18 protein-coding genes are annotated in these 26,341 nt (G+C 71.0%); 11 read left to right on the forward strand and 7 right to left on the reverse strand.

What is annotated here, in order from left to right; translation table 11 throughout:
• Positions 1–7: 7 nt before the first annotated feature.
• The 9 genes from H537_RS0133855 (at position 8) to H537_RS0133895 (ending at position 11,099) form a co-directional block, all read left to right on the forward strand.
• Entirely contained in the window at positions 8–1,447 is a 1,440-nt protein-coding gene (locus H537_RS0133855) for an NAD(P)/FAD-dependent oxidoreductase (RefSeq protein ID WP_029001428.1), read from the forward strand.
• Between the two features lie 125 nt (positions 1,448–1,572).
• Positions 1,573–2,613 (forward strand): taurine ABC transporter substrate-binding protein, encoded by a 1,041-nt coding sequence (gene tauA / locus H537_RS0133860; RefSeq protein WP_029001429.1) that lies wholly within the window; start codon positions 1,573–1,575, stop codon positions 2,611–2,613.
• Between the two features lie 82 nt (positions 2,614–2,695).
• On the forward strand, positions 2,696–3,520 hold the full coding sequence (locus H537_RS0133865) for a taurine ABC transporter ATP-binding protein (RefSeq protein ID WP_029001430.1): 825 nt from the start codon (positions 2,696–2,698) through the stop codon (positions 3,518–3,520).
• A 61-nt stretch (positions 3,521–3,581) separates the two neighbouring features.
• Positions 3,582–4,409: an ABC transporter permease subunit gene (locus tag H537_RS0133870; RefSeq protein WP_029001431.1), complete on the forward strand. Its 828-nt coding sequence runs from the start codon at positions 3,582–3,584 to the stop codon at positions 4,407–4,409.
• Between the two features lie 285 nt (positions 4,410–4,694).
• Complete coding sequence (locus H537_RS0133875; protein WP_259375255.1) at positions 4,695–5,882, forward strand: MFS transporter; 1,188 nt, start codon at positions 4,695–4,697, stop codon at positions 5,880–5,882.
• A gap of 143 nt (positions 5,883–6,025) precedes the next feature.
• On the forward strand, positions 6,026–7,030 hold the full coding sequence (locus H537_RS47080; protein WP_169517143.1) for an acyl-CoA thioesterase: 1,005 nt from the start codon (positions 6,026–6,028) through the stop codon (positions 7,028–7,030).
• A gap of 95 nt (positions 7,031–7,125) precedes the next feature.
• The gene (locus tag H537_RS0133885; RefSeq protein WP_029001433.1) at positions 7,126–8,364 is read left to right on the forward strand and encodes an SGNH/GDSL hydrolase family protein; all 1,239 of its coding nucleotides are present in this window, start codon (positions 7,126–7,128) and stop codon (positions 8,362–8,364) included.
• Positions 8,365–8,435: 71 nt separating this feature from the next.
• A complete protein-coding gene (locus tag H537_RS47085) occupies positions 8,436–10,736 on the forward strand; it encodes a DNA topoisomerase (RefSeq protein ID WP_156902118.1) in 2,301 nt (766 codons plus the stop codon).
• A gap of 114 nt (positions 10,737–10,850) precedes the next feature.
• Positions 10,851–11,099, forward strand: a complete 249-nt coding sequence (locus H537_RS0133895; protein WP_029001434.1) for a ribosome modulation factor — start codon at positions 10,851–10,853, stop codon at positions 11,097–11,099.
• Positions 11,100–11,136: 37 nt separating this feature from the next.
• Here the strand turns inward: H537_RS0133895 and H537_RS0133900 are convergent, their stop codons facing one another.
• Complete coding sequence (locus H537_RS0133900) at positions 11,137–14,952, reverse strand: PAS domain-containing protein (RefSeq protein WP_029001435.1); 3,816 nt, start codon at positions 14,950–14,952, stop codon at positions 11,137–11,139.
• Positions 14,953–15,063: 111 nt separating this feature from the next.
• On the reverse strand, positions 15,064–17,355 hold the full coding sequence (locus tag H537_RS47090; RefSeq protein WP_051244143.1) for a heavy metal translocating P-type ATPase: 2,292 nt from the start codon (positions 17,353–17,355) through the stop codon (positions 15,064–15,066).
• 90 nt (positions 17,356–17,445) lie between these two features.
• Between H537_RS47090 and cadR the strand changes: the two genes are divergently transcribed.
• Positions 17,446–17,895, forward strand: a complete 450-nt coding sequence (gene cadR, locus H537_RS0133910) for a Cd(II)/Pb(II)-responsive transcriptional regulator (RefSeq protein ID WP_029001436.1) — start codon at positions 17,446–17,448, stop codon at positions 17,893–17,895.
• On the opposite strand, the gene H537_RS0133915 is transcribed toward cadR, so the two are convergent.
• The 5 genes from H537_RS0133915 to H537_RS53790 all read right to left on the reverse strand — a co-directional run bounded on the left by H537_RS0133915 (position 17,851) and on the right by H537_RS53790 (position 24,535).
• Positions 17,851–18,291, reverse strand: coding sequence for a hypothetical protein (locus H537_RS0133915; protein ID WP_029001437.1), 441 nt, complete (start codon positions 18,289–18,291; stop codon positions 17,851–17,853). The genes cadR and H537_RS0133915 overlap by 45 nt on opposite strands.
• Positions 18,292–18,404: 113 nt before the next feature.
• Complete coding sequence (locus H537_RS0133920) at positions 18,405–18,800, reverse strand: response regulator (RefSeq protein ID WP_029001438.1); 396 nt, start codon at positions 18,798–18,800, stop codon at positions 18,405–18,407.
• Entirely contained in the window at positions 18,797–20,254 is a 1,458-nt protein-coding gene (locus H537_RS47095) for a DUF7125 family protein (RefSeq protein WP_051244147.1), read from the reverse strand. The genes H537_RS0133920 and H537_RS47095 overlap by 4 nt, the downstream gene beginning before the upstream one ends.
• Entirely contained in the window at positions 20,251–23,094 is a 2,844-nt protein-coding gene (locus H537_RS49985) for an ATP-binding protein (RefSeq protein ID WP_051244150.1), read from the reverse strand. Before H537_RS49985 ends, H537_RS47095 begins: the two co-directional genes overlap by 4 nt.
• A 157-nt stretch (positions 23,095–23,251) precedes the next feature.
• On the reverse strand, positions 23,252–24,535 hold the full coding sequence (locus tag H537_RS53790) for a replication initiation protein (RefSeq protein WP_156902119.1): 1,284 nt from the start codon (positions 24,533–24,535) through the stop codon (positions 23,252–23,254).
• 569 nt (positions 24,536–25,104) lie between these two features.
• On the opposite strand from H537_RS53790, the gene H537_RS47105 reads away from it, so the two are divergent.
• Complete coding sequence (locus H537_RS47105; RefSeq protein ID WP_043461269.1) at positions 25,105–26,298, forward strand: ParA family protein; 1,194 nt, start codon at positions 25,105–25,107, stop codon at positions 26,296–26,298.
• Positions 26,299–26,341 lie beyond the last annotated feature (43 nt).

Genomic DNA, 26,341 nt, shown 5'->3' on the forward strand with positions numbered 1-26,341 from the left:
CCGCGCCATGCAAGCCGTCGCTTCCCAGACGCTGCTGCGCACCGGCCACGCCACCGAGCCCGTGCGCCCCTACGACCCGGCCTATGACCCGCTGGTATCGCCCAACCCCGGACAGGGCCGCGACTACGCGCCCACCTACTGGATCGGCACCGCGGGCGCGCCGCCCGAGGACGACGGCCCGATCACGCACGACGTGGACGTGGACGTGGCCCTCATCGGCTCCGGCTTCACCGGGCTGTGCACCGCCATCCACCTCGCCCGCGACCACGGCATCAAGGCCACCGTGCTGGAAGCCAACCGCGTGAGCTGGGGCTGCAGCACGCGCAACGGCGGGCAGGCGCAGTGCGCCTCGGGCCGCCTCAAGCGCTCGCAGTGGATCGAGCGCTGGGGGCGGGACACCGCGCTGCGGCTGCACGAGGAGGTGTGCGCCGGCATGCAGACCTTCAAGGAGCTGATCGCCGACATCCCCTGCGACCCGCAGCCCGGCGGCCACCTCTACATCGCGCACCGCGCCAAGGCCATGCCCGCGCTGGAGAAGGAAGCCAGGCTGCTGCGCGAGGTCTTCAAGTACGACGCCCGCATCCTCGACGCCGACACCGTGCGCCGGGAGTACGTGGACGACCGCGAGGCGGCCGGCGCCATGCACGAGCCCGAAGGCATCGGCATCCATGCCGGCAAGCTGGCCTTCGGCTACCTGCGCAAGGCGCGCGCGCTGGGTGCCACCGTGCACCCGTCCAGCCCCGTGCTGGGCTGGGAGACGCGCGGCGGCGTGCACTACCTGCGCACGCCCGGCGGCGTGGTGCGCGCCCGTGCGGTGGGCGTGTGCACCGGCGGCTACACCTCGCAGGGCCTGCACCCGCAGCTGCGCAACCGGCTGCTGCCCATCCTGTCCAACTCGATCGTGACGCGCCCGCTCACGCCGCAGGAGATCGAAGCGTGCAACTTCCGCACGCACCAGGTGATCACGGACACGCGGGTGCTGCGCCACTACTACCGGCTCATGCCCGACGGCCGGGTGCAGATCGGCAGCCGCAGCGCCATCACCGGGCGCGACGCGCCTCAGGAGAAGTACCGCGCCTTCCTGGAACGCGACCTGGCGCGCAAGTTCCCGGCGCTGGCGGGCATCCGCATCGACTACTCGTGGTGGGGCTGGGTGGACGTGAGCCACGACATGATGCCCCGCATCCACCAGCCGCAGCCCGCGGAGTCCATCTACTACGCGCTGGGCTACGGCGGCAACGGCGTCATGTACTCGGCGCAGGCCGGCAAGCGGCTGGCGCAATGGATCGCCGGCCGGGGCCGCGAGTTGGACCTGCCCATCTTCACCTCGAAGCTGCCCTTCCCCAACGTGCGCGAGCTGGTGGAGTCGCAGGCCTTCGCGCCCTTCAGGCGCCTGGGCCAGCGCGTGCTCTACCGCTGGTACCACCTCCAGGACGAGGTGCTCTGAACACCTGACCGCATCCCACACGGCCGGCCCGCAAAGCACGGCGCCGCGCCACCCCAATCCACGATGGAGACCAAGGAGACGACATGAACCAGCCCATCAACACCCTGCGGCGCGTAGACGAGGACATGCCCGCACGCGGCCCCACGGCACCTTCGAGGCGGCGGCTGCTCGCCACCACCGCGCTGCTGGCGCTGTCCCTGGCCGCCGGCGCGGCCTCGGCCCAGCAGAAGGAGGTGACGATCGCCTACCAGCCCATCGCCAGCCCGCTGATCCTGGCCATCGCCACCGGCAGCATCGAGAAGGCCACCGGTTACAAGATCAACTGGCGCCAGTTCGACTCCGGCGCCAAGGTCGCCACGGCGATGACCTCGGGCGACGTGCAGCTCGGCGTGATCGGCTCCAGCCCGCTGGCCGCCGCGGTCAGCCGCGGCGTGGAGCTGCAGCTGGTGTGGATACTCACCGACATCAACGAGGCCGAGGCGATGGTGGCGCGCAACGGCGCGCGCATCGAGCAGCCGGCCGACCTCAAGGGCAAGCGCCTGGGCGTGCCCTTCGTCTCGACCACGCACTACCACACCATCTTTGCGCTGGAGCAGTGGGGCATCAAGCCGACGGAGGTGCAGCTGCTCAACATGCAGCCCAACCAGATCGCGGCAGCCTGGGAGCGCGGCGACATCGACGCGGCCTTCGTGTGGGACCCGGCCCTGGCGCGCATCAAGCAAAGCGGCAAGGTGCTGGTGACCTCCGGCGAGCTGAGCAAGAAGGGCCGCGCCACCTTCGACGGCGTGGCCGTCAACCGCAAGTGGGGCGAGGCCAACCCGGAGTTCATGGCCCGCTTCGTGAAGGCGGTGGCCGAGGCCGATGCCGCCTTCCGCGCCAACCCGCAGGCCTGGGACGCGGAGTCGCCCAATGCCAAGGCGATCTCCTCGCGCATCGGCGGCACGCCCAAGGACGCGGCCGACGCGCTGCACCTCTACGCCTTCCCGTCCGCCGAGCAGCAGGCCACGGCGCAGTGGCTGGGCGGCGGCAAGGACGGCGGCGCGGCCAAGGCGCTCAAGGCCACCGCGGAGTTCCTCAAGGCCCAGAAGCGCATCGACACCGTGCCGGCGGACTACTCGGCCTTCGTGGCGCCCAGGTATCTCGAAGCGGCGCTGAGCCTGAAGTGACGTCCCCGGCCTCGCGCCGGGCATCCAAACACCGGGCCCGCACAGCCGTCCAAGGCGGCGGCCCGGCGACAAGGGGTTGCTCATGTCCACTGAACATCAACTGCAAGTCCGGGACGTCAGCGTCATCTACCCGGGCCGCACGCAAAGCGAGCGCGTGCACGCGCTCGACCACATCGACCTCACCATCCATCGCGGCGATTTCGTCGTGGCGCTGGGCGCCTCGGGCTGCGGCAAGACCACGCTGCTGAGCCTGATGGCGGGCTTCATCGCGCCCTCGCAGGGCGAGATGCTGCTGGGCGGGCGCCGCGTCGAAGGCCCGGGCTCGGACCGCGGCGTCGTGTTCCAGAAGCACGCGCTGCTGCCCTGGCTCAACGTCATGGAGAACGCCGAGTTCGGGCTCAAGCTGCAGGGCGTGCCCAAGGCGGAGCGGCGCGAGCGCGCGGCGCGCAACCTGGCGCTGGTGGGCCTCAAGGACTTCCACCAGCACATGATCTACCAGCTCTCCGGCGGCATGCAGCAGCGCGTGGGCATCGCCCGGGCGCTGACCTGCAACCCGGCCATGCTGCTCATGGACGAGCCCATGGCCGCGCTGGACGCGCTCACGCGCGAGACCATCCAGGAGCTGCTGCTGGACGTGTGGCAGAAGACGCAGAAGATGTTCTTCTTCATCACGCACAGCGTGGAGGAAGCCCTCTTCCTGGCCAGCCACCTGATCGTGATGTCGCCGCGCCCCGGGCGCATCACGCACCGCTACGAGCTCGACTTCAACAAGCGCTTCCTGCAGACCCGCGACGCGCGCGCCATCAAGTCCAGCCCGGACTTCATCCGCATGCGCGAGGTGGTTCTCAACATCATCTATGGCGACGAGCGTGCCGGCGCCGCACACCAGGAGACGGCCCATGTCTAAGATCAGCAGCCTCCCCAACGTCGCCGCGCTGGACGTCGACCGCCACGCGGCCCCCGTGGCCATGAAGACCCGCCTGTTCGCCAAGCGCTCGGTACGGCCGGGCGAGCACTTCGGCGCGCCCGGCCAGGGCAGTGCCGCGGGCATCGCCAGCGCCACGGTGGCGGCGCTGCTGCTGCTTTGGTTCCTGGTGAGCAATGCCGGCTGGGTCAAGCCGCTGTTCCTGCCCACGCCACAGGCCGTGATCGAGAAGTTTCTGCTCGTGGCCACCGAGGGTTTCGCGGGCGCCACGCTGCTGGAGCACACGCTCACCAGCCTGTCGCGCGTGATGGGCGCCTTCGCGCTGGCCTGCGTCACGGCCATCCCGATCGGCGTGATGATGGGCGTGAGCCGCGTGGCGCGCGGCCTCTTCGACCCGCCCATCGAGTTCTACCGCCCGCTGCCGCCGCTGGCCTACCTGCCGATGGTCATCATCTGGTTCGGCATCGGCGAGTTCTCCAAGGTCTACCTGATCTTCCTGGCAATCTTCGCGCCCATGGCCATCGCCGCGCGCTCCGGCGTGCGCTCGGTGTCGATCGAGCAGATCCATGCCGCGTACTCGATGGGCGCCACGCGGCTGCAGGTGATCCGGCACGTGATCCTGAAGTCGGCGCTGCCCGAGATCTTCACCGGCATGCGCATCGGCATCGGCGTGGGCTGGACCACGCTGGTGGCCGGCGAGATGGTGGCCTCCACGCGCGGGCTGGGCTTCATGGTGCTCAACGCCGCGGAGTTCCTGGCCTCGGACGTGGTGATCATGGGGATCATCGTCATCGGCCTGTTCGCCTTTGCCTTCGACCTGATGATGCGGCACTTCGAGAAGGTGCTGGTGCCCTGGAAGGGCAAGGTCTGACCCCATCGCTGCACTGAGTGGGCGCGGCCGGCAGCAGCCGGCCGCCGACACGGTGCAGCCTGATTGAGCCGATGGCCGGTTGGCCGGGCGGTGGACCTGCACCACGTGCTGGGACACGGCCCGGCCCTTGCACAATGGCTGGGAAGCGGACCCTGGAGCCTTGAGGTTGCGGCTGGCAGGATGCCGGGTTGCTTTCGCTTGCCCGGCCTCGTCAATGATCCCTTCAGCCATGTCGCAGTACCTCAAGGGCCGCAAGGGTCTGGAAGCCTTGGTGCCGGGCTCGCGGTGACGCCCGCAGCACCTCACGACCGTGCCGGCCCGGACCTGGCGCGCCTCATCGCGGGGTACGTCGGCCTGCACGCGGCCATGGCCGGCGCCCGCATGGCCGCCCCGCTGCTGGCCTTGAGCCTCGGCCATGGCAAGGCCGCCATCGGCCTGCTGGTCGCGCTGTTCGCCCTGGCCCAGGTCTTCCTGGCGCTGCCGGTGGGCCGCCTGGCCGATCGCCGCGGCCTGAAGCTGCCGGTGGGCTGGAGCGTCATCGCCGCCACGGTCGGCGCGGGCCTGGCCGCGGCGTGGCCGGTGTATCCGGTCCTGTGCGCCAGTGCCCTGCTCACCGGCGGCGCCGTGGGCGCGGCCACCATCGCGCTGCAGCGGCACGTGGGCCGGGCGGCTTCATCGACACATCAGCTCCGTCAGGCCTTCGCCTGGCTGTCGACGGCGCCGGGACTCTCCAACTTCCTGGGGCCCTTCGCTGCCGGCCTGGTCATCGACCGCGCAGGCTACCGCGCCGCGTTCGGGCTGCTGGCCCTGTTGCCGCTCCTGGCCTGGCTGCTGATTCGCGCCGTGCAGGAGCTGCCCAACCAGCACGCGGCCGGTGCCGGCAAGTCCGGCACGTCCTGGAACCTCTGGCGCGACCCGATCTTCAGCCGCCTGCTGCTCATGAACTGGTGCATGGCCGCGGCCTGGGACGTCCACGGCTTCATGGTGCCGGTGCTCGGCCACGAGCGCGGCCTGTCGGCCTCGGTCATCGGCGGCATCCTGGGCACCTTCGCCGTGGCGGTGGTCGCGGTCCGGTTGGCCTTGCCCTTGATCGCGGCCCGGCTGCAGGAATGGGTGCTCATGGTCGGCGCCATGGCCGCCACGGGGGTCCTGCTGGTCCTCTATCCGCTGGCACAGTCACCGCTCGCGATGGCCGTGTGCTCGGCCTCGATCGGCATCTTCCTGGGCGCCGTGCAGCCCATGGTCATGAGCCTGCTGCACCAGATCACGCCGCCACACCGCCACGGAGAGGCCGTGGCCATGCGGCTCATGGTCATCAACGTCTCCAGCGTCGCGATGCCGCTGCTGTTCGGCGCCGCCGGCGGCCTCGTGGGCGTGAGCGGCGTGTTCTGGACCATGGGCCTGGTGGTGGGGCTCGGCAGCCGCCTCGGCCTGGGACTGCGCCACCGGGTCGGTGGCAGCATCGGCCACTGATCGATCCCGACACCAGAGACTGAACCGGCGCGTTGGTGACCGCTCCCCGCGCTCCATGAAGAAAGGAAGTTCCCCATGAGGACCAGAACCCCGGCCGTTGCATGGCACGGCACGCGCCGGCCCACGATCGCTGCGGGGCCGCGATGAGCCGGCCGCACCCGCCCCTCAACACGGTCCAGCCCGACCTGGGCAGCGCACGTCCGGGCTGGGACGGCGACGACCTGCTGGCGCTGCTGGTTCCCGAGCCCGACGAGGCCGGCGTGCTGACGAGCCAGCGCAGCGCGGCCAATTCCAACGGCGCCATCTTCGGCGGCCAGCTCATCGGCCAGGCCTTGATGGCGGCGGCCCACGGGCTGTCGCCCAGGCTGGCGGCGCACAGCTTGCAGCTGAACTTCCTGGCACCCGGGCTGACCGACAAGCCGCTGCAGTTTGACGTACGGCGCCTGCTGTCGGGGCTGAACTTCACGACCCAGCAGGTGATGGGGCGCCAGGGCGAGCGCCTGGTGTTCAGTGCCCACGTGTCCTTCCATCGTGGCGAGCCCGGGCCGGACTTCGCGCCCGCGCTGCCCCAAGGCGTGCCTGAGCCCGAGTCGCTGCCCACGCTGCGCGAGGCGGTACAGCGCTTTGCCGACCGCATCGACCCCGCGGCCCGTGAGCGCATCAGCGCTTCGCGCACGCTGGAGCTGCGCCCGCTGGACGCCGAGCGCTTCCTGCTGCAGCGCGAGCCCTCGGGCACCATGCGCTACTGGATCCGTGCTTGCGGCCCCCTGACCGACCGGCCCTGCCTGCACCAGGCGGCGCTGGGTTACCTCTCGGACTACTGGTTCCCGATGGCGGCGCTGTCGCCGCACCTGGGCGTGAAGGTCGGCACCGGGCTGTACGCGGCCAGCCTCAACCACGCGCTGTGGTTCCACGCCCCGGTGCAGGCCGACGACTGGTTGCTGGTGGAGGCCCAGGCGGTTTCCACCAGCCAAGCCCGTGGTCTCACCCAGGGCAAGGTCTGGAACCGCCGCGGCACGCTGGTGGCGAGCGTGGCCCAGGAGAGCCTGTTCCGCGGCTGGGTCGAGGAAGGCGGCACGCTCACGGCGCCCTACCGCGCCGGCCACGCACGTGTTGCAGCCCTGACCCTCAAGCCGCGACGCGGGTGAGCATCGCTCGCAGTGAGCCGGCACTTCGCTTGCCGGGGCCCAGCGCCTCGCGCACCCCCTTCACAGCCAGCGCGCAGGCATGACGGAGCCCAGCCATGCACTTCCGCCACTGCCACGCGCTCGCCCGGCGCCTTGCCTTCTTGTTGATGACCCTGGCGGCCTGCTCGCCGACCTGGTCGCAGGACACCGATCCCGACCCCGCCGAGCACTGGGTCGGGACCTGGAGCACCGCGATGCAGTACCCGGTCTTCCCGCCCATACGCAAGGGCTTTCCGGGGCAGACGATGCGCCAGATCGCGTTCACCAGCATCGGCGGCAACCGGGTGCGGGTGCGCTTCTCCAACATCTACGCCAGCGACCCGGTGACCATCGGCGAGGCGCGCATCGCGCTGCAGAGCAGCGGCCCGGCAGTCCAGCCCGGCACGGACCGGGTCCTGACCTTCGACGGCAAGCGCTCCATCACGATGGCGCCTGGCGCCCTCGTCGTGAGCGACCCGGTGGACTTCGAGGTGCCGGCACGGACATCGGTGGCCGTCAGTGCCTATTTCCCGGGCGCCACGGGCGCGCCTACGCTGCATTTCCGGGCCCGGCAGACCAACTACATCTCGCCGCCCGGCAACTTCACGGCCGCGGCCAGCATGCCGGTGGACTCCACCGAGTTCTGCGTCTTGCAGGGCGGGCGCCGCGTCTGCAGCTCGCCCTGGTACTTCCTGGACGGCATCGAAGTCCAGGCGCCAGCCGACGCGTCCTCCATCGTGGCCTTCGGCGACTCCATCACCTCCGGCGCCGGGACGCCGGTCAATGCGAACCGGCGCTGGCCCGATCAGCTGGCGCGGCGGCTGGTGAACCAGGGGCTGGTGCGCGGCGTGCTGAACCAGGGCATCGACGGCAACAAGCTGTGGTCCTCCTGGCTGAGCGAGAACGCCCAGTCCCGCTTCGGGCGCGACGCGCTGGACGCCACCGGCGTGCGCTACGTGATCATCCTGATCGGCATCAACGACCTGCGCGCCGGCGTGCCGGCCACGCGGGTCATCAGCGGACTGCAGCAGCTGGCCGCCCGCGCGAAGGCGCGAGGCCTGCGGGTCTACGGCGGCACCCTGCTGCCCAACGGGAAGGCGCCGGAGTCCGTGCAGGCGGAGCGCGAGGCCGTCAACCGCTGGATCCGCACCAGCGGCGCGTTCCATGCCGTGATCGACTTCGACGCCGCGCTGCGCGACCCGGCCGAGCCCCGGCGCCTGCGCGCGCTCTACGACAGCGGCGACTCGCTGCACCCCAACGGTGCCGGCCACGAAGCCATGGTAGGCGCCATCGACCTGTCCCTGTTCAGGCGCTGAGCGTGCGGGCGGCCGTGTAGTTCAGGCCGCCACCGAGGCCGGTGCCGGCGCCGGCCGACAATGGCGGCCTCATGAAAACGCTTATCGTCGCCGAGAAGCCCTCGGTGGCTGCCGACATCGCCCAGGCGCTCGGCGGCTTCACGCGCCGGGGCGGCTACTTCGAGCGCAGCGACCTGCTGGTGGCGGCCGCCCGCGGGCACCTGGTGCAGCTGGGCGTGCGCAAGGACGACGACCCCGGCTTCAACCTCGCGCGGCTGCCCGTCATCCCGCAGCGCTTCGCGCTGGAAGCCCTGCCGGACTCCAAGCAGGTGCTCGACCTGCTGCGCCAGCTCGCCGCCCGCCCCGACGTGGACCGCCTGATCAACGCCTGCGATGCCGGGCGCGAGGGCGAGCTGATCTTCCGCCTCATCGTGGAGTTCCTGCGCGTGCGCAAGCCCATCGAGCGCATGTGGCTGCAGACCATGACCTCCACCGGCATCAAGCAGGCCTATGCCCACCGGCGCAGCGACGCCGACATGCGCCCACTGGCCGCCGCGGCCCGCTCCCGGGCCGAGGCCGACTGGCTCGTGGGCGTCAACGCCACGCGGGCGCTGACCAAGGCCAACCTCGTGGCCCCGGGCGAGCTGGTGTCGGCCGGCCGCGTGCAGACGCCCACGCTGGCCCTGCTGGTGGACCGCGAGCACGAGATCCGCAACTTCGAGCCGCGGGACTTCTGGGAGGTGATCGCCACGCTGTCCGTGGCGGCCGGCGCCTGGCAGGCCAAGTGGTTCGACCCGGCGTTCAAGCCCGGCGACGACCCGGCGGCCCGGGCCGACCGCACCTTCGACCGCGCCGTGGCCGAGGCCGTGCAGCAGGCCTGCAGCGGCGTCGCGCCCAGCTCGGTCGTGGACAGCTCCAAGCCCGTGCGGCGCCACCCGCCCAAGCTCTACGACCTGACGACGCTGCAGCGGGAGGCGAATGCGCGCTACGGCTTGTCCGCCAAGACCACGCTGGCCCTGGCGCAGGCGCTGTACGAGCAGCACAAGGTGCTGACCTACCCGCGCACCGATTCGAACCACCTGCCCGAGGACTACCCGCCCAAGGTCGCCAAGGTGCTGCAGCTGCTGCCGGACAACGTCCAGCCCTTCGCGCAGGCCATCCTGGACCACGGCTGGGCCGCCCCGCGCCATCCCGTCTTCGACAACCGCAAGATCTCCGACCACTTCGCCATCATCCCCACCGGCAAGGCGCCGACGGGCCTCTCCGAGACCGAGGGCCGGATCTACGACATGGTCGTGCGCCGCTTCCTGGCCGCCTTCCACCCGCCGGCCGAGTACCTGGAGACGACGCGCCTGGCGGTGATCGCCGGCCACCGCTTCCGCGCCACGGGCCGCGTGCTGGTGTCGGCGGGCTGGCTGGCCGTCTATGGGGGCGAGGCCGCCGCCGTCGGCAAGGAAAAGGGCCGCGAAAACGGCAAGGAGAACGGAAAGGAGAAGGGCAAGGACGCCGACAAGGAGCCCGTGAACCTGCCGGCCATGCGGGCCGGCGAGCCGGTGTCCAACGACGCGGTCACGGTGCGCGCCGGCCAGACCACGCCCCCGCCCCGCTTCACCGAGGCCTCGCTGCTGGCGGCCATGGAGAACGCCGGCCGGCTGGTGGACGACGACGCGCTCGCCGCGGCGATGAAGGAGCGCGGCCTGGGCACGCCGGCCACCCGGGCCAACACCATCGAGGAGCTGCTGTCGGAGAAGAAGCACTACGTCGAGCGGCACAAGAAGGAGCTCGTGCCGACCGAGAAGGGCATCCGGCTCGTCCAGGCGCTGCGGGAGAACGGGCTGGTGTCCCTCGCCTCCCCGGAGCTCACGGGCGAATGGGAATCCCGGCTGGCGCGCATCGAGCGCGGCCAGGAGACGCGCGAGGCGTTCATGGCCGGCATCGCCGGCACCACGCAGGACCTGGTGGAGCGCATCCGGGCCAAGGCCGTGGCCGCGCCGGCGGGCGCCGGCGCCGGCAGCGGCGGCACCGAGACGGACATCGCCTGCCGCTGCGGGCAGTCCCGGCTGCAGGAGCGGCCCAAGAGCTGGAGCTGCCCGAAGTGCGGGCTCGCGATCTGGAAGGAAATCGCCGGCCGCAAGACGCGCAAGACCGACGCCAGGGTGCTCTGCAAGGCCGGCCACACCGCCGTGCTGGACGGCTTTACCAGCAAGGCAGGCAAGAAGTTCTCGGCCGCGCTGCGCCTGGTGGCCGGCCCGGACGGGGGCAAGGTCGAGTTCGACTTCGACGCCCCCAGGCCGGCGCCGGACGACGGCGCCGCCCCGGCCCGGCGGCCCCGGCGCGAGGCCGCCGGGCCACGGAGCGGGCGTCCGAGCCGTCCGGCCCCCCGGCAGCCCTGACGCGCCCTCGCTCCGACGCCCAGGTATCGATAGTGGGCTCCCATGACAAAGCTCCTGCCCACGGCAGTCGGGTTCTCACTGTCGTGCCGCGGCCGGGCTTCGTAGCCTGTGGCCATGAAGCACGATGACGACATGCAAACCGTGGACTCGACCATCTGGCAGCAGGGCTTCGCCGTGGGCGCGCAGTCCCCGGCCTGTGCCTGTCCGTTCCCCAGGCGCTCCCAGCAGGCCCGGAGCTGGCTGCTGGGCTGGGAGCAGGGCATCCAGCAGCTCCTGGCCCACGATCGCCGTGGCGAGCAGGCGGCGCTGGCCGCGGTGTCCACGCTGCACGCGCAGCCCGGCCAGCTGACCCGGCGCCACTGAAGCCAACCCTGCGCCGCACCGCGGCGACGCCTGAAGCTCACGCCGGCGGCGATCCCGCCGGGCCCTCGGCATCGGCCGTGGCAAACGGCAGCTGCACGTTGAAGGTGCTGCCCACGCCGGGCCGGCTTTCCAGGGTGAGCGTGCCGCCCATCATGCCCACCAGCCGCCGCACGATGGACAGCCCCAGGCCCGTGCCGCCGAAGCGGCGCGTGGTGGAGCTGTCGGCCTGCGTGAACGGCTCGAAGATGCGCCCCTGCTGATCGGCCGGGATGCCGATGCCGGTATCCGCGACGCTGAAGAGCACCCCCACCTGGCCCGGCTCGGCCACCGGTATGCGCACGCGCAGCGCGACGCTGCCGCTGGCCGTGAACTTCACCGCGTTGGACAGCAGGTTCAGAAGCACCTGGCGCAGCCGCAGCGGATCGCCCACGAGGCGTTGCGGCAGCGCCGGCGCGACGTCGGCCACCAGCGCCAATCCCTTGGCGTCGGCCTGCGGCCGTACCAGCGCCAGCACGGTGCCCAGCAGCGGCAGCGGCTCGAAGGGCACGGCTTCCAGGCGCATCTCGCCGGCCTCGATGCGCGAGAGGTCCAGCACGTCGTTCACCAGCGCCAGCAGCTGTTCGCCGGCGGCGTGGATATGGCCCACGAAGCGGCCGACGTCCTCGCCCAGCGGACGCTGCCGCAGCAACTGGCTCAGGCCGATCACGGCATTGAGCGGCGTGCGGATCTCGTGGCTCATGTGGGCCAGGAACGCGCTCTTGGCGTGGGTGGCGGCCTCGGCCGCGTCGCGCGCCGCGGCCAGCTCGTCGGTGCGCTCCCGCACCCGCTGCTCCAGCGTGGCGTTGAGGGCCTGGAGCTGCATTTCCGCCTGCTTGCGCTCGGTGATGTCCAGGTTGACGCCCACCATGCGCAGCGCCCGCCCCTGCTCGTCGCGCACGACCTGGGCCCGCCCCAGCAACCAGCGCAGCTCGCCATCGGCGCGCACCAGCCGCATCTCCATCTCGAAGGCGGCATCGCCTTCCAGCGCCTGGGCCACCGCCGCTTCGACCGCGGCGCGGTCCTGCGCGTGCACCATGGCCAGGAAGATGTCGCCGCACGCCAGGCCGTCCTCGCGCACCGGCAGTCCCAGCAGCTCGAACATCTGCGCATTCCAGTGCGACTCGCCCGTGGCCAGCGCCCAGTCCCACACGCCCATGCGGCCGGCGGTGAGCGCGATGTCCAGCCGCAGCTGCGCCTGCGCCAGCTGCTGCGTGCGCTCCTGCAAGGCTTCGCTGGCGCGGCGCTGCTGGTCGATGTCGTCCAGCACCATGAGCGCCCCGGTGACGGAGCCCAGGCCATGGCGCAGCGGCGTGGCCACCGCGCGGATCCAGACCTGGCGGCCGTCCGGCCGGTGGTAGAGCAGCTCCAGCTCGGGCCGCGTCTCGCCCGCGAGCGCGCGTGCCAGCACGTGCTCCTCGGCCTGCACGCGCCGGCCATCGGGATGGAAGGCGGGATAGGCGCCGTAATCCCGCGCGCCCAGCCCATCCGGCGCCGGGTGGCCGAGGATGGCCTCGACCTGGCGGTTGGCCTTGACGATGTGCCCGTCAGGCGCCTCGGCGAAGGCCAGTCCCACCGGCGCGGCTTCGAAGATGGCCCGCAGCAGGTCCTCGCTGGCGCGCAGCCGCTCGTCGGCTTCACGCCGGGCCGTGACGTCCTGGAAATACACGCCCAGCCCGTGCGGGGCGGGATAGGCGCGCACCTCCAGCCACATGCCCAGCCGCGGATAGAAGGCTTCGAAGGCCATCGCCACGCCCTGCACCATGGCGTGGCGGTACAGCCGCTCGAACACCGTCCCGACGATGTCCGGGAAGACCTCCCACACCACATGGCCCAGCACCTCCTCGCGTACCGCACCCGTCACCGCCAGCGCACGGTCGTTGACGTAGGTGAAGCGCCAGTCGCGGTCCAGCGCGAAGAACGCGTCGCTGATGGCCGCCAGCATGGACTCCACCTGCGCGCGGGCCGCGTGCTCGGCCTCGTACATGCGCGCTCGCTCCAGCGCCTGGGCGCACAGCTGCGCCAGCGCCCCCAGGTAGCCGAGCTCGGCTTCGCTCATCGCATGGTCCCGGTCCCAGTCGAAGGTCACGAAGCCCAGCACCGTGCCCTCCCGGTTTCCCGGCTGGGCCAGGGCCGTTGACAGCAGCAGCGGGAACGTGGCCGTGGCGCGGTAGTTGCCCATTTCCACGAGCTCGCCCAGTGCCGGATAGCGCGCCGCCAGTTCCGCGCCCGAGCCGATGACCACCGGCTGGCGCCGCGCCATGGCGTCGGCCGCCGGCGTGAACGCGTCGGCAGGCAGGCGGCGCCAGGCCCGCACGATGGCCTCGCCATAGCCGACGGCCGCCAGCAGCTCCATCGTGTCGCCTGGGAGCGCGCCATCCACGAGGCGGTACACCGAGCCCTGGCTGGCGCCGATGGAGCGCACGCCCGCCTGCAGCGTTGCCATGGCCACCTGCTGCGGCGTGCGCGCCGCCGACAGCGTGGCCGTGAGCCCCTGCAGCTGCTCGATGCGCTCGCGCGCCAGCGTCTCGGCCGCTAGCAGCTTCTCGCGCTCCATTTCAGCGGCACGCAGCGCGGTGACGTCGAGGGCCACCACCACGCCGCCGACCAGGCGGCCCTGCGCGTCGCGCACCGGCGCGGCGCTGTTGAGGAGGAAACGGGTGGGGCCGGCATCGAAAGGCTGGCATTGCACCAGCTGGCCCCGCACCACCTCGCCGCGCAGCAGCGAGCGCGCCAGCGCCCATTCGTGCGCCTGGACACGCTTCCCGCCGTCCGCGTGCCAGCCGACCCATTCGCCGTACTGCTGCCAGCGCGCGGTATCGGGCGGTCTGCCCCACAGCGCACGGTGCGCGGCGTTGTCTCGGGTCAGCCGGCCCTGCGCGTCGGCGATGGCCACGCCCACGGGCAGCGCGTCCAGCACGGCGCTCAGGTGGGCCTCGCTCGCGTCGCGCGCCCGCTCCGCACGCGCCCGCTCCACGGCCGCCCACAGGCGCTCGCACACCTGCTCCGCCAAGGCAACGTCGCCGGCCGTCCACTCGCGCGGCTCGGGATGGTGGATGAACAGCAGCGCCACCAGGCGCCCGTGCTTGACCAGCGGCACGTCCAGGATGCTGCGGGTGTGGATGCCGTCGTAGGCCGCCACCACCTCGGCCGCGCTGGTGCGCGCGTCGAGCCGGACGTCGCGGATGGCCACCGTGCGCCCAGCCTCGATGTCGCCCAGGTAAGCCGCGCCGAAATCCGGCAGGCACCAGGTGCCGACCACCGAGGGGATGCGCCCGTCGTTCCAGTCGCGATGCACCGTGATGCAGGGCGGCGCGCCGTCGATCTCGCCGTAGCCGACCTGCGCCACGCCCAGGTACGCACCCAGCGCAGCCGTGGCGGCATCCATCTGGTCCTGCGGCTCGGCCAGGTCGCGCAGGGTCTCGCTCACGGTGAGCAGGAAGCGCGCGCGCTGCTCCTGCTCGGCCAGCGCCTGCTCGGCGCGCACCATCTCGTCCACGTCGGTGGCCGAGCCGACCCAGCCGACGAGCACGCCCGCCGCGTCGTGCCGGGGCACCACGTGCACCAGGTGCCAGCGCCATTGCCCGTCATGGCGGCGAAGGCGCCGGCGCGAGGAAAACTCGACGCCGTCGGCCATCCGCTGCGCCCACTGGGCCTGCGCGGCGGCCAGGTCTTCGGGGTGGAGCAGCGGGTACCAGCCCTGCTCGGCCAGCTGCTGCGGCGTCAGGCCGCTGTATCGCAGCCAGCCCGCGCTGGCCCAGACGTTGGCGCCACCGGCATCAGCCTCGAACACCAGGTTGGGCAGGACGTCGACCAAGCCCTGGAATCGGCAACACGGCATGCAGCCCTCGTGACAGCCTTGACCAAAGCCCGCAGGTTACCCACGCCGGCGGGCCCGGCGTGGCGGAAGCGTCAAATCCGTAACGTTTCAGGCAGGGCGCCCGGACATTGCGCGTGTGGCGCCGCCGCTTGCCCGCCCGGCCGGCCTGGCCTTGAGCAGCCGCAGCCCGTTGGCCACGACGATCAGCGTCGCGCCCATGTCGGCGAACACCGCCATCCACATCGTGGCCGAGCCGAACACCGCCAGCACGAAGAACACGGCCTTCACGCCGATGGCGAACGCGATGTTCTGCCACAGCACGGCGCGCGTGCGGCGCGAGAGCCGGATGGCCTCCGGGATGCGGCGCAGGTCGTCGTTCATCACCACCACGTCGGCCGCTTCCATGGCGGTGTCGGTGCCCGCCGCGCCCATGGCGACGCCGATGTCCGCGCGCGCCAGCGCCGGCGCGTCGTTGATACCGTCACCCACCATCGCCACCGCGCCGCGCCGGCGCAGCGCCTCCACGGCGGCGAGCTTGTCCTCAGGCAGCAGGTTGGCGCTCACCTCGTCGATGCCGGCCTGCCGCGCGATGGTCTGCCCCGCAGCGGCGTTGTCGCCCGTGAGCAGCACCGGCGTGACGCCCAGCGCGCGCAGCTGCGCCACCGCCTCGCGCGAGCTGTCCTTGATCGTGTCGGCCACGGCGAACACCGCCAGCACGCCGTCGTCGCCCATGAGCAGCGTGACGCTGCACCCCTGCGACTCCTGGGCCTGCAGCCGCTGCTCCAGCGCGGCGCTGCACTGCCCGCGCTCCTCAGCCAGGCGATGGTTGCCCAGCACGACGCGCCGGCCCTCGACCACGCCTTCCACGCCCCGCCCGGCCAGCGCCTTGAACGCCGTGACGCCGTCGCCCTGCAACGCCAGGCCCTGCGCGATGGCTTGCGACACCGGGTGGTCCGAGCGCGCGGCCAGGCTTGCGGCCACCTGCGCGTTGGCGTCGCGCTCGCCCTGCAGGCTCTCCCAGTGCACGAGCTTCGGGCGGCCCTCGGTGAGGGTGCCGGTCTTGTCCAGCGCCACGACCTTGATTTCCCGGGCCTGCTCCAGGTAGGTGCCACCCTTGATCAGCACGCCGCGCCGCGCCGCCGCGGCCAGCGCGCTGACCACCGTCACCGGCGTGGAGATCACCAGCGCGCACGGGCAGCCGATGACCAGCAGCACCAGCGCCTTGTACAGCGCTTGCGTCCAGGTCGCGTCGGTGAGCCACGGCAGCAGCACGGCGGTGGCCAGGGCCAGCGCGAAGATGGCCGGGGTGTAGACCTGCGAGAAGCGGTCCACGAAGCGCTGCGTCGGCGCCCGCGCGCTCTGCGCCTGCTCGACGGCGTGGATGATCCGCGCCAGCGTGCTGTCGGCGGCCGGGGCCGTCACGCGCAGCTCGATCTCGCCGGTCTCGTTCACGCTGCCCGCGAAGACCGCATCGCCCGGCGCCTTGTCCACCGGGATGCTCTCGCCGGTGACGGGGGCCTGGTTCAGGGCGCTGCTGCCCCGCGTGACGACGCCATCCAGCGGCACGCGCCCGCCCGGGCGGATGCGCACCGTGTCGCCCACGGCCACATTGCCGGCGGGTACCGCGCGCCAGGTGCCATCGGCCTGGCGCACGTCGGCCTCCTCGGGCGCCAGCGCCATGAGGGTGCGGATCGCGTTGCGGGCCCGGTCCGCGGCGCGCGCCTCGACCAGCTCGGCAATGCCGTAGAGCGCCATCACCATGGCGGCCTCGGGCCACTGGCCGATGAGGAAGGCGCCGGTGACGGCCACCGACATCAGCGCGTTGATGGTGAGCCGGCCGCGGCGCAGCGCCGCGAAGCCCTTGGCGTAGGTCTCCAGGCCCGACAGCCCGATGGCGGCCAGCGCCAGCGCCATGCCGGCGGCTTCGAAAACCAGGGTGTGCGGCGCGAGGAGCTCGATGCCCTCGGCCACCAGGGCCAGCACGAGCGCCAGCGCCAGGCGCGGGATGCCGTAGCCCGCGTCGTGGCTGTGGTCGTGGTCGTGGCCGTGGTGCTCCTGCTTCGCCGCAGTGCTGCCGTCCTGCGGTGGCTGGTGCAGCGGCTGGGGCTTGAAGCCGGCGCGGGTGATGGCCTCCAGCGCCCGCGGCAGCACCGGCGCCGGGGCAGTGATGGCCAGCGTGCGCGCGCCGAGCTGGAAGTTGAGGGCGCGGATGCCGCTGACGCCTTCGAGCGCGCGGCGGATCTCGGCCTCCTCGACCGGGCAATCCATGGTCGGGATGCGGTAGACGGTCGTGCCGGCACGCGGCGTCGGCATGGGCAGGGCAGCGACGGTGGCGGCCGGGGCGCCGCCGCAGCAGGCGCCGCCGCTGCACGAAGAGGAAGGGGAGTCGTGGGGCTTCATGGTGGCTTTTCCGATCTGCCACCATTGGAAACCCTGTAGCAGGTACAGAGTCAAACGCCCCGGCCACGGAGCGTGAAGGGGGTAATGACGATGAAGATTTCCGAGCTTGCCAGCGCCACTGGCACACCGGTGGAGACCATCCGCTACTACGAGCGCGAGGGGCTGCTGGCCGCGCCCGAGCGGGCCGACAACAACTACCGCGTCTACGGGCCCGCGCACGTGGAGCGGCTGGCCTTCGTGCGGCACTGCCGCAACCTGGACATGACACTCGACGAGATCCGGGTGCTGCTGCGCTACAAGGACGCGCCGCAGGCGCACTGCGGCGAGGTCAACGCGCTGCTGGACGAGCACATCGGCCACGTGGCGCAGCGCATCCGCGAGCTGCGCTCGCTGGAGAAGGCGCTCAAGGAGCTGCGCCGGCAATGCGGCCAGTCGCAGCCCGCGCGCGACTGCGGCATCCTCCAGGAGCTCTCGCAGTCGGCCAGGCAGGTACCGTCACCCCGTTCGCAGCTGGCAGGCCACCCCAAGGGCAGCCACTGAAAGGCCCAGCTCGCTGCTGCCCGTGCACTGCGTTGCGCTCGAAGCCCTCGCCGCGGATGCCGGGTCCTGGGCATCGGGCCAGCGGTAGGTGCGCGTGAGCGTGCGGCCGTCGCTGGTACGGCACCGGCCGTGGCTGGGCACCAGGCCGGCGTCGGACAGCAGCTCGAACACCTTCACGGCTTCGGTCAGGCGCGTGGTCTCGACCACGTGCACGAGGTCGCCGTAGGCGTCCTCGATGCCGATGCGGATGGGCTTGGCTTCGGGATCGGCCGGAGGCTGGCGTCGCTGGATCTCCAGCAGGCGCAGCCGCAGCTCGATGCAGCCGGGCCAGTTGATGGTGCCCAGCGACAGCTCCGGGACCCGAAGCGCGATCCTGGATTTTTGGGTACTGCTCATGCCGGAACATTTGCAATCCCGGTTCCCGCCGCGGGGGTCGCACGCCCGGGCCGTTTCCATGCCGACCCGGGTTCGGAGGAGGGAACTTTGGCGATGGGCGCCGTGGCCCAGGCTCAGTTCTTCAACGACGGCAGGCCATCGAGCGGTCGGGTGAGCAGCGACTGCACCGCCTTGAGCAGCGCCTCGATGTCGAAGGGCTTGCGCAGGAAGGCGTCGAAGTGCTGCGCGTGCGCGCTCAAGGTCGATGCCGCGGCGCCGCTCATCAGCAGCACGGGCAGGTTGCGGTGTCGGGGCAACTGCCGCACCGCCCGCGCCAGCTCCACGCCGCTCATGCCCGGCATCATGTAGTCCGTGATGAGCAGGTCGGGCGCAGCCTGTTCGATGCGCTCCAGCGCCTGGCGGCCGTCACTCGCCACCGTGACCAGGAAACCTTCCTCATGCAGGATGAGCGCAAGCACCTCCGCGTTGGAAACCTCGTCATCCACCACAAGAATGCGCAGCGGGTTCACGCGTCGGTCCCGCCTTCAGCGTGGGTGGCGCCCACGGACGCCGCGGTGTCCTTGACCTCCAGGCCCGTGGACGTGAGCACCAGCTCGCGCACGCGCTGATCGCAGCGGCTGTTGCGCGCCTTGCCGATCCACATGCGGTGCTGCACGCTGTGCTCGACCTGCACGGCGAGCCGGATGATGTTGTCGCAAAGGGCCGACATCGTCGGCGTGTTGATCGGAAAGGACGAGTGCTCGGCGTCCGTCTCTTCCACCGTGATCAGCGAGGTCGCGCCCGAGCGCCTGAGCTCGTTGGACAGGCTCGCCAGGAAGCTGCCGTCCCGCGTCTGGTAGGCCGTTGCCGCGGCGAAGCCCCCCAGGCTGTCGACGACGACCCGCCGGGCGCCGGTCTGGCGTATGGCCTCCAGCAGCCGCGCGGCCAGCTCGTCGAGCAGGTTCTCGCCGAAGGGCTGCCACACGAAGTGCACGACGCCCGCATCCACCAAGGGTTGCAGGTCGTGGCCCAGCATCTGCGAGATCTGGAGCAGGAACTCCGGCGACTCGTAGAACCCGAAGTACAGCCCCGGCTCCTGGACGCTGGAGCGCGACAGGAAGTGCAAGGCCAGGCTGGTCTTGCCGCTGCCCGAGTAGCCCGACACGGCCGTGACGCTGGCCTCGGCCAAGCCGCCGATGTCGAACATGCGGTCCAGTCCGTCAATGCCGGTGGACAGGCCGCGCCCCTTGATGGCGGTGTGCGGCGAGTCGCGCCGAGCGGACTCCAGCCGCGGGTACACCGTGATGCCGTTGGGTCCGATCCGGAAGGAGTGGGTGCCGCGCAGCGTGTTGCTGCCGCGGAACTTCACCACGTCGATCCGGCGCTCGCGCCGGGGGCCCAGGGCGCATTCGCGCAGCAGCACGATGCCGTCCACCATCGTCTGCTCCGGCGACACGGGCCGGTCGGCGTCGTCGCTGGCCAGCAGCAGCGTCGTGCAGCCCGTCAGCGTGGAGTGCGCCTGGATGTCGCTGATGAACAGTTTCAGCGACTCCTCGGAGGCCGCGGCCTGGGCCGCGATCACCAGGCCATCGAGCACCAGCAGCCGGGCCTTGTGGGTGCGCATCTCGCCGCGCAGCAGGTTCACCACGCCGGGCAGGCCCGCGTCGCGCAAGGCGTTGAAGGCGCTGACGTAGTAGACGTTCTCCGGCACCAGGCTTTCGTCGAAGAACGAGAACGAGCCCATGTGCTGCATCAGCCGGGCATGCGACTCGGCCAGCATGGTGATGTAGACCACCCGCTCGCCCGCCGCGGCGAGGTTGAAGCCGATCTGGTTGGCCAGGATCGTCTTTCCCGCGCCCGGGGACCCTTGCACCATGTAGACGCCGGACTTGAGCAACCCGCCGCCGATCACCTCGTCCAGGCCGGCGATGCCGGTGGGCACGCGGGGCAGGCTCGGGGCGCGGGAGGTCTTGTCGGAAGTCATGTTGGAGCGGCCAGCGGTGGGCGGGCTGAGGTTGCAAAGACCGGGAGTTTGAGGCGAAAGATCGTGCCGCCCTGGGACCCGGCCTGCACATCGACCGTTCCGCCATGGGCGCGAACGATCTGCCCCACCAGCCACAAGCCGATTCCGAAGCCGCTCGTGGTGCTCGGTATCCCGACCACCCGCTCGAACTTCTCGTACAGCCGCAACGCCTGGGCGGGATCGATGCCCGGCCCTCGATCCGAAACCGACAGGCGGATGTGCCCGGCGTCCTCGCGGTCAACGCTCACCTCGACGGCCGTCCCCTCGCCGTGCTTGATGGCATTGGTGACCAGGTTGCACAGCACCTCCTCGACGGCGCGCGCATCCCAGTGCGCCATCAGGCCCGGTTCGACGGCAGCGTGGATCGGCGCGCCGCGAACGGCGGCCTCCTGTGCACAGGCGCCCACCACCCGCTCCACCAGCGCCGGCACGTCCACCGGCTCCACGTCGAGCTTGAACTGCCCGGCGTTGAGCCGGCTGACGTCGAGCAGCACGGTGGCGCGCTGCACGAAGCGCCGCAGGATGCGGCGGGCGCGGCCCAGCTCCTCCACCGCGCGCGAGCCGTGGCCGTGCGCCAGCATGCGTTCGACCGCATGCAGCTGCAGCGAGAGCGCGTTCATCGGGCTGCGCAGCTGGTGGCCGACGATGGCCAGGAAGTCGTCACGGGCGCGAACGCCCTCCTCCGCCTCGGCCAGGCGGCCCAACAGGATCTGGGCCAGCGGACGGCGGGCGTGGCTCCATTCCTTGCTGATCTCCGTGGTGGAGGACGCCGGCAACGGTTGTCCCGAGAGAGGGACCGGGGCCTTGCCCGACCCTGCAGCCGGCTCCGCGCCACCCTCCGCCGACGCCAGCGGCACGCGCCACAGGACCGTGGTCCCTGCGCCGGGTTGCGATTCGATGGCGAAGCTGCCGCCCAGGGCCTCAATGCGCTCCTGCATGCCCAGCAGTCCCCAGTGGATGCGGTTGGGCGCGGGAACCATGGCGTCGGCCGCATCGAAGCCGATGCCGTCGTCCTCGATGCTGGCCACGAGGTGGCGGCGGCGTCGCGCCAGGCTCACGCTCACCTGGGAAGCCTGCGCGTACTTGGCCACGTTGGTCAGCGCCTCCTGCACGACCCTGAAGGCGGCAGCCTGCACGTGGACCGGCAGCCGGACGTGGTCGAGCCCCTGCAGCTCCAGGTCGACCGCCACGCCGGTGAGCTCGGACCAGGTGCGCACATAGGCCTCCACGCCTTCGCTGAGCCCGCAGTCCTCCAGCGCCGTGGGCCTGAGGATGAAGACCAGGCGGTCGAGCTCGCGGTCCACGCGTTGCGTCTGGGCTTCCAGAACCTCCAGCTGCTGCCTTGCCGTCGGGTCGGTCAGCTCGCCCTTCAGGCCGTTGACGGCCAGCAGCAAGGACGCCAGGTACTGGCCCAGCGAGTCGTGCAGCTCGCGGGCGATGCGCCGGCGCTCGTCGTCCTGCACGGTCTCCACGCGCAGCAGCAGCTGGCGCAGGGCCTGCGTGCGCTCGGTGACGCGCTGCTCCAGCAGCTCACGCGACAGGCGCTGCTCGTGCACGTCAGTGGCCGAGCCAAGCCACTGCACGACCCGGCCGTCACGGTCGCGCAGCGGCTCCGCGCGCACCAGGTGCCAGCGAAAGCCGCCGTCGAAGCGCCGGATGCGGTGTTCGCTCTCCCACGCCTGCTCCTTCTGCATGGCCTTGTTCCGGCGCGACAGCACCTGCGGCAGGTCCTCGGGATGGACCGTCGAGTGCCAGCCCTCGCCCAGGTTCTGCGCCTCGTCCAGGCCGGTGTACTCCAGCCAGCGCCGGTTCACCCAGTCGGTACGGCCATGGGCATCGTCGCTCCAGAGCAGGTCGGGCACGAGGTTGGCGATGGCCCGGATGCGCGCCTCGCTCTCCTGCAACGCCTGTCTGGCTTGCCAGCGGGCCGTGAGATCCACCGTCACCGCCAGCAGCCGCGGCTCGCCGCCGTCCAGCGCATCCAGCCGCGTGAGGCTGCTCTGCGCCACGACCTGCGTGCCGTCCGGGCGCCGGTAGCGCTTCTCCAGGGTCGCGCTGCCTCCTGCCTCCAGCACCTGCAGGGTGGCAGCCAGGCTCGGGGCCACATCGTCCGGGTGGGTGACATCCGCGATCGCCACCTGGCACAGCACGTCGGGGCTGCGGCCGAGGATGCGGCCGAGCTCGGCGTTGGCCTGCAGGAAGTGTCCATCCGGGGCGATCTCGGACAGCCCCACCAGCGCCCGCTCGAAGAACACGGCCAAGCGGGCCTCGCTCTCGTGCCGTGCCGCCACGGCCCGGACCCGGGCCGTGGTCTCGACGGCGGTGACGCACACGCCCGCCACCGTCCCGCCCTCGTCGCGCAGCGCGCCCAGCGAGACGGTGAAGTACGCCGTCTCCCGGACGCTCCCGCGCTGCACCTCCAGGGGCACGTCCTCGCCAAGCGCCGGCTTGCCGCTGCGCAGGACCTGGTCGGCCAGCACAGCGAAGCCGTCCCAGAGGGGCCGCCAAGCCTGGCGCGCGGGCAGGCCCAGCGCCTGGTCCACCCCGCCGCCCAGGATGGACCGTGCCGCGTCGTTGTTGATCTGGACCAGCTCGGATCCCCAGCACACCACGCTGGCGAAGCCGCAGCCCAGGCAGGTGTCCACGGCCTGGCGCAGGCTTGCCGGCCAGGTCGCGATGGCGCCCAGCGGCGTGGCCGCCCAGTCGTGCGCCCGGATGCACGCGGCCATCTCGCCGTCGTCGGCAGGCCAGCCAGGCACCGCCGCGCTGGCGACGGCTTCGGCCATGAATCGCTCGGTCATGCGCAGGCTTCCATCGGACGGGTGAAGGACGGGCTCCCGCGTTGAGCGGGAGCCGTCGTCCGGAACACCGGTACCAGGAGCAGGCGGCTTGCCCTCCCGGGGCGCCTTGCCGGCCCGCGGCGTTGTGGGGCCTGAAAGCCTTGCCCGGCCGGCCTGCCTACGGCGCCTCGCGGTGGCTGGCGTAGAAGCGCAGCAGCCAGGAGCGAAGCGCGGGCGCCTGCCACTGCCCCGCGTCCAGCCGCGAGCGCAGCAGCGGCGTGAGCTGCACGCCGCGGGCCACCAGGTCCTCGCGCAGCCGCTTCAGCCAGCGGAACTGCTCGTCGCGCGGCAGCGCGGCAAAGGCCTGTTCCGCCTCCACCAGGTTGTCCTGCGCCGGCGTGGCCTGCGGCTGTGCCGCGGGCGCGGCCGGGGCAGGCGGCTTGGGCGAGGGCAGCACCGGACTGGCGGCTGCCGCCGGCCGCTTGTCCGGCACGCCGCCGAGGATCCATTTCAGGTGAGAGAGGCGGTTGACGATGGGCGCCTTGGCCGAGGCCACGTGCTGCGCCAGCGTGTCCAGCGCGCGCGCCACGGCCTCAGGGCCGTAGCGCTCGGCCAGGGCGTCGAAGTCCTGCTCGCGGATCTCCAGCGCCAGCGCCCTGCCCTGCGCCGTCACGTCCACCGGATGCTCGGCTTCCAGCGCCGCGGCGGGCTGCGGGTCCTTGCGCCGGACCAGGAACTGCACCTCGCCGGAAAACTTGCCGTTCTTCTTGTGCTCCACGAGCTCGATCTCGATCTCGGAGAGCTCGTTGATGTTGCGCACCGCGGGCGCCACGAACTCGTTCTTGAACTTGCGCCACTCGCGCAGCTTGGACTGGTCGGTGCCGCGTAGCACGGGCAGCCACCAGGTCCAGTCCTGGCGCATCGTCCGGCCCACGCCCTGGTAGCGCGCGCAGATCTCGTACAGCGCCACGGCGCAGTAGGTCCCCAGCCGGGCGACGGTCTCCAGGTTGACCTGGGCCCAGCGCTCGGGGTCCAGCATCTGGCGCTTGATGGCCGGGGGATACCACCACCGCACCCAGTTCTCGCGCCCGACCTTGTAGAAGTCTGCCTGCGACAGCAGCGTGAAGACCTGCTCCCGCTCCGCCTCGCCCGGCATGACGTCGCCGGGCGAGAGCTGCCGCCACTCGATGATGGTGGTCATCATCTCCTTGAGGTAGCGCTTGGCCGAGGCCGTGGCGGAGCTGTCGGTACCGGCGTGGTGAAGGATGGCGTGCAGCGGTGCGGCGTAGCCCTCCTCCCGCGTGTCGCCCGCGGCTTGCGCCAGCCGGCCCATCACGTTGTAGACCTTGCGCGCCGTGACGGTGAGCGAACGGTTGACCGGCACGATCGCCAGCGCGGACACCGGCTTGTTGAACGTGGTGCCCGCTTCTTGTGGCGGCGCCGGCCGGGGACGGGTAGACATGGGCACAAGTATATGTCCAGGGCTTCTTGGACAAGACCAGACATGGCCTGGTGTCGTCCCTGCGCTCACTCCGACTGAAAAAGCCGGACATGGCGGCACGCCGGATACCGCTCAAAGACTGGAAAAGCCGGACACGACCGGCTTGCGAAGTGACCGATCGGGCTGAAAAGCACGGACATGCAACCGGCCCAGAGGCCTGTCTGTGGTGTCGAGGCGACTTGTCCACAGCCTGATAGCCCCGGATCGGGCCGGACTGGAAAGGCCGGACCTTGAGCCTGAAAGGCCCGGACAGGCTGGCTGAAAATGCCGGACCCGCGGACTGGATTTGCCGGACATGAGATCAACGCAAGTCGTTGTCGTGCAATGGAAAAATCCGATTGTCCACAGGCCTAAAGGTATTGAAGGAGTTAAAGACTTCTTGAAGCCGAAGCCTTGAGACAGAGAGCCGAAAACATTCAGAAAGCTGTGGTGTGGCTTGAAAGATGCAGAAATAGCGTATTTCTGCGAATCCTGCATCTCCTCCTAGAATGCCGCAACACGCGTTGTGATCGCGCTGAAGGAGAAGAAACTTGGAAGTCACCCCGCTTGCCGCTACGGAAGACATCACGCTGCCGGCCATCCTGGAGCAGGCTGAGCGCGTGAAGGACGTCGTGGCCTATGCGCGCGAAACCATGCTGGCGCCTACCCAGCGCAAGAAGCCACCGGTGTTCTCGACCGCCAAGCTCATGGACCTCACCGGGCTGGAAAAGCCGCAGGTGGACTACCGGCTGCGGCGTGGTGAGCTGCCCAGCGGCCGGCTCACACCCAGCGGGGCCCGTCGCGAGTTCTCGCTGAACGAAGCCCGGGTGTGGGTTCGGGAAAGCCGCCGCAATGAACTGCGCCCGGCGGGCGCCACGGCCATCACCATTGCCATCGGCAATTTCAAGGGAGGCGTCAGCAAAACGACCACCGCAGCGACCCTGGCACAGGGGCTGAGCCTGCAGGGCCACAGCGTGCTGCTCATCGACTGCGACCCGCAGGGCAGTCTCACCACGCTCATGGGCATCCTGCCGGACTCCGAAGTGGAGCTGGACGACACCGTGATGCCGCTGTTCTCGGGCCGGCAGACGGACATCACCTACGCGGTCCGCAGCACGTACTGGGACGGTATCGACCTGGTGGCTGCCGCGCCCGTGCTCTTCGGCGCGGAGTTCGCGCTGCCGGCCCGGCAGACGCAGGAGCCGGGTTTCGAGTTCTGGAGCGTGCTCGACTACGGCCTGGATGCCGTGCGCGAGAAGTACGACTTCATCATCATCGACACGCCCCCTGCCCTGTCGTACACGACGATCAACGCGCTGATGGCGGCCAACGGGATCATCATGCCGCTGCCGCCCAACCCGCTGGACTTCGCGTCCTCAGCCCAGTTCTGGGACCTGTTCGGCGACCTCACGAACCAGCTCATCACGCAGCGCGGAGGCCATAAATCCTTTGCCTTCGTGGACGTGCTGCCCACCAAGGTCGAGTCCGCTGACCAGACCAGCCTGCTGGTGAAGAAGTGGATGGCCTCGGCCTATGGCGACAAGCTTGTGAGCGTCGAGATTCCCAAGACTGCGGCGGCCAACGCTTCGAGCGCGGAGTTCGGCACGGTGTACGACCAGGTCGAGAGCGGCTCTGCCCGGACCTTCAAGCGCGCCACCGACGCCTATGACCGGCTGGTCGAGCTGATCGAGGACCAGGCGCAGATGTTCTGGCACAAGCAGCTCGGACAAGGTGGAGGCGTGTGATGGTGATCAGGAAGAAGGGCCACGACGTCGACTGGAGCAACGT

This window comes from Azohydromonas australica DSM 1124, assembly GCF_000430725.1.
Classification (GTDB): Bacteria; Pseudomonadota; Gammaproteobacteria; order Burkholderiales; family Burkholderiaceae_C; genus Azohydromonas; species Azohydromonas australica.

Excerpts from the sequence above, each read along its gene's own strand:
- cadR (WP_029001436.1), top strand. The coding sequence starts at position 17,446 with ATGAAGATTTCCGAGCTTGCCAGCGCCACTGGCACACCGGTGGAGACC.
- tauA (WP_029001429.1), top strand. The coding sequence starts at position 1,573 with ATGCCCGCACGCGGCCCCACGGCACCTTCGAGGCGGCGGCTGCTCGCC.
- H537_RS0133895 (WP_029001434.1), top strand. The coding sequence starts at position 10,851 with ATGAAGCACGATGACGACATGCAAACCGTGGACTCGACCATCTGGCAG.
- H537_RS0133855 (WP_029001428.1), top strand. The coding sequence starts at position 8 with ATGCAAGCCGTCGCTTCCCAGACGCTGCTGCGCACCGGCCACGCCACC.
- H537_RS47095 (WP_051244147.1), bottom strand. The coding sequence starts at position 20,254 with ATGACTTCCGACAAGACCTCCCGCGCCCCGAGCCTGCCCCGCGTGCCC.
- H537_RS0133870 (WP_029001431.1), top strand. The coding sequence starts at position 3,582 with ATGAAGACCCGCCTGTTCGCCAAGCGCTCGGTACGGCCGGGCGAGCAC.
- H537_RS47090 (WP_051244143.1), bottom strand. The coding sequence starts at position 17,355 with ATGAAGCCCCACGACTCCCCTTCCTCTTCGTGCAGCGGCGGCGCCTGC.
- H537_RS49985 (WP_051244150.1), bottom strand. The coding sequence starts at position 23,094 with ATGACCGAGCGATTCATGGCCGAAGCCGTCGCCAGCGCGGCGGTGCCT.
- H537_RS0133885 (WP_029001433.1), top strand. The coding sequence starts at position 7,126 with ATGCACTTCCGCCACTGCCACGCGCTCGCCCGGCGCCTTGCCTTCTTG.
- H537_RS0133915 (WP_029001437.1), bottom strand. The coding sequence starts at position 18,291 with ATGAGCAGTACCCAAAAATCCAGGATCGCGCTTCGGGTCCCGGAGCTG.
- H537_RS53790 (WP_156902119.1), bottom strand. The coding sequence starts at position 24,535 with ATGTCTACCCGTCCCCGGCCGGCGCCGCCACAAGAAGCGGGCACCACG.
- H537_RS47085 (WP_156902118.1), top strand. The coding sequence starts at position 8,436 with ATGAAAACGCTTATCGTCGCCGAGAAGCCCTCGGTGGCTGCCGACATC.
- H537_RS47080 (WP_169517143.1), top strand. The coding sequence starts at position 6,026 with ATGAGCCGGCCGCACCCGCCCCTCAACACGGTCCAGCCCGACCTGGGC.
- H537_RS0133865 (WP_029001430.1), top strand. The coding sequence starts at position 2,696 with ATGTCCACTGAACATCAACTGCAAGTCCGGGACGTCAGCGTCATCTAC.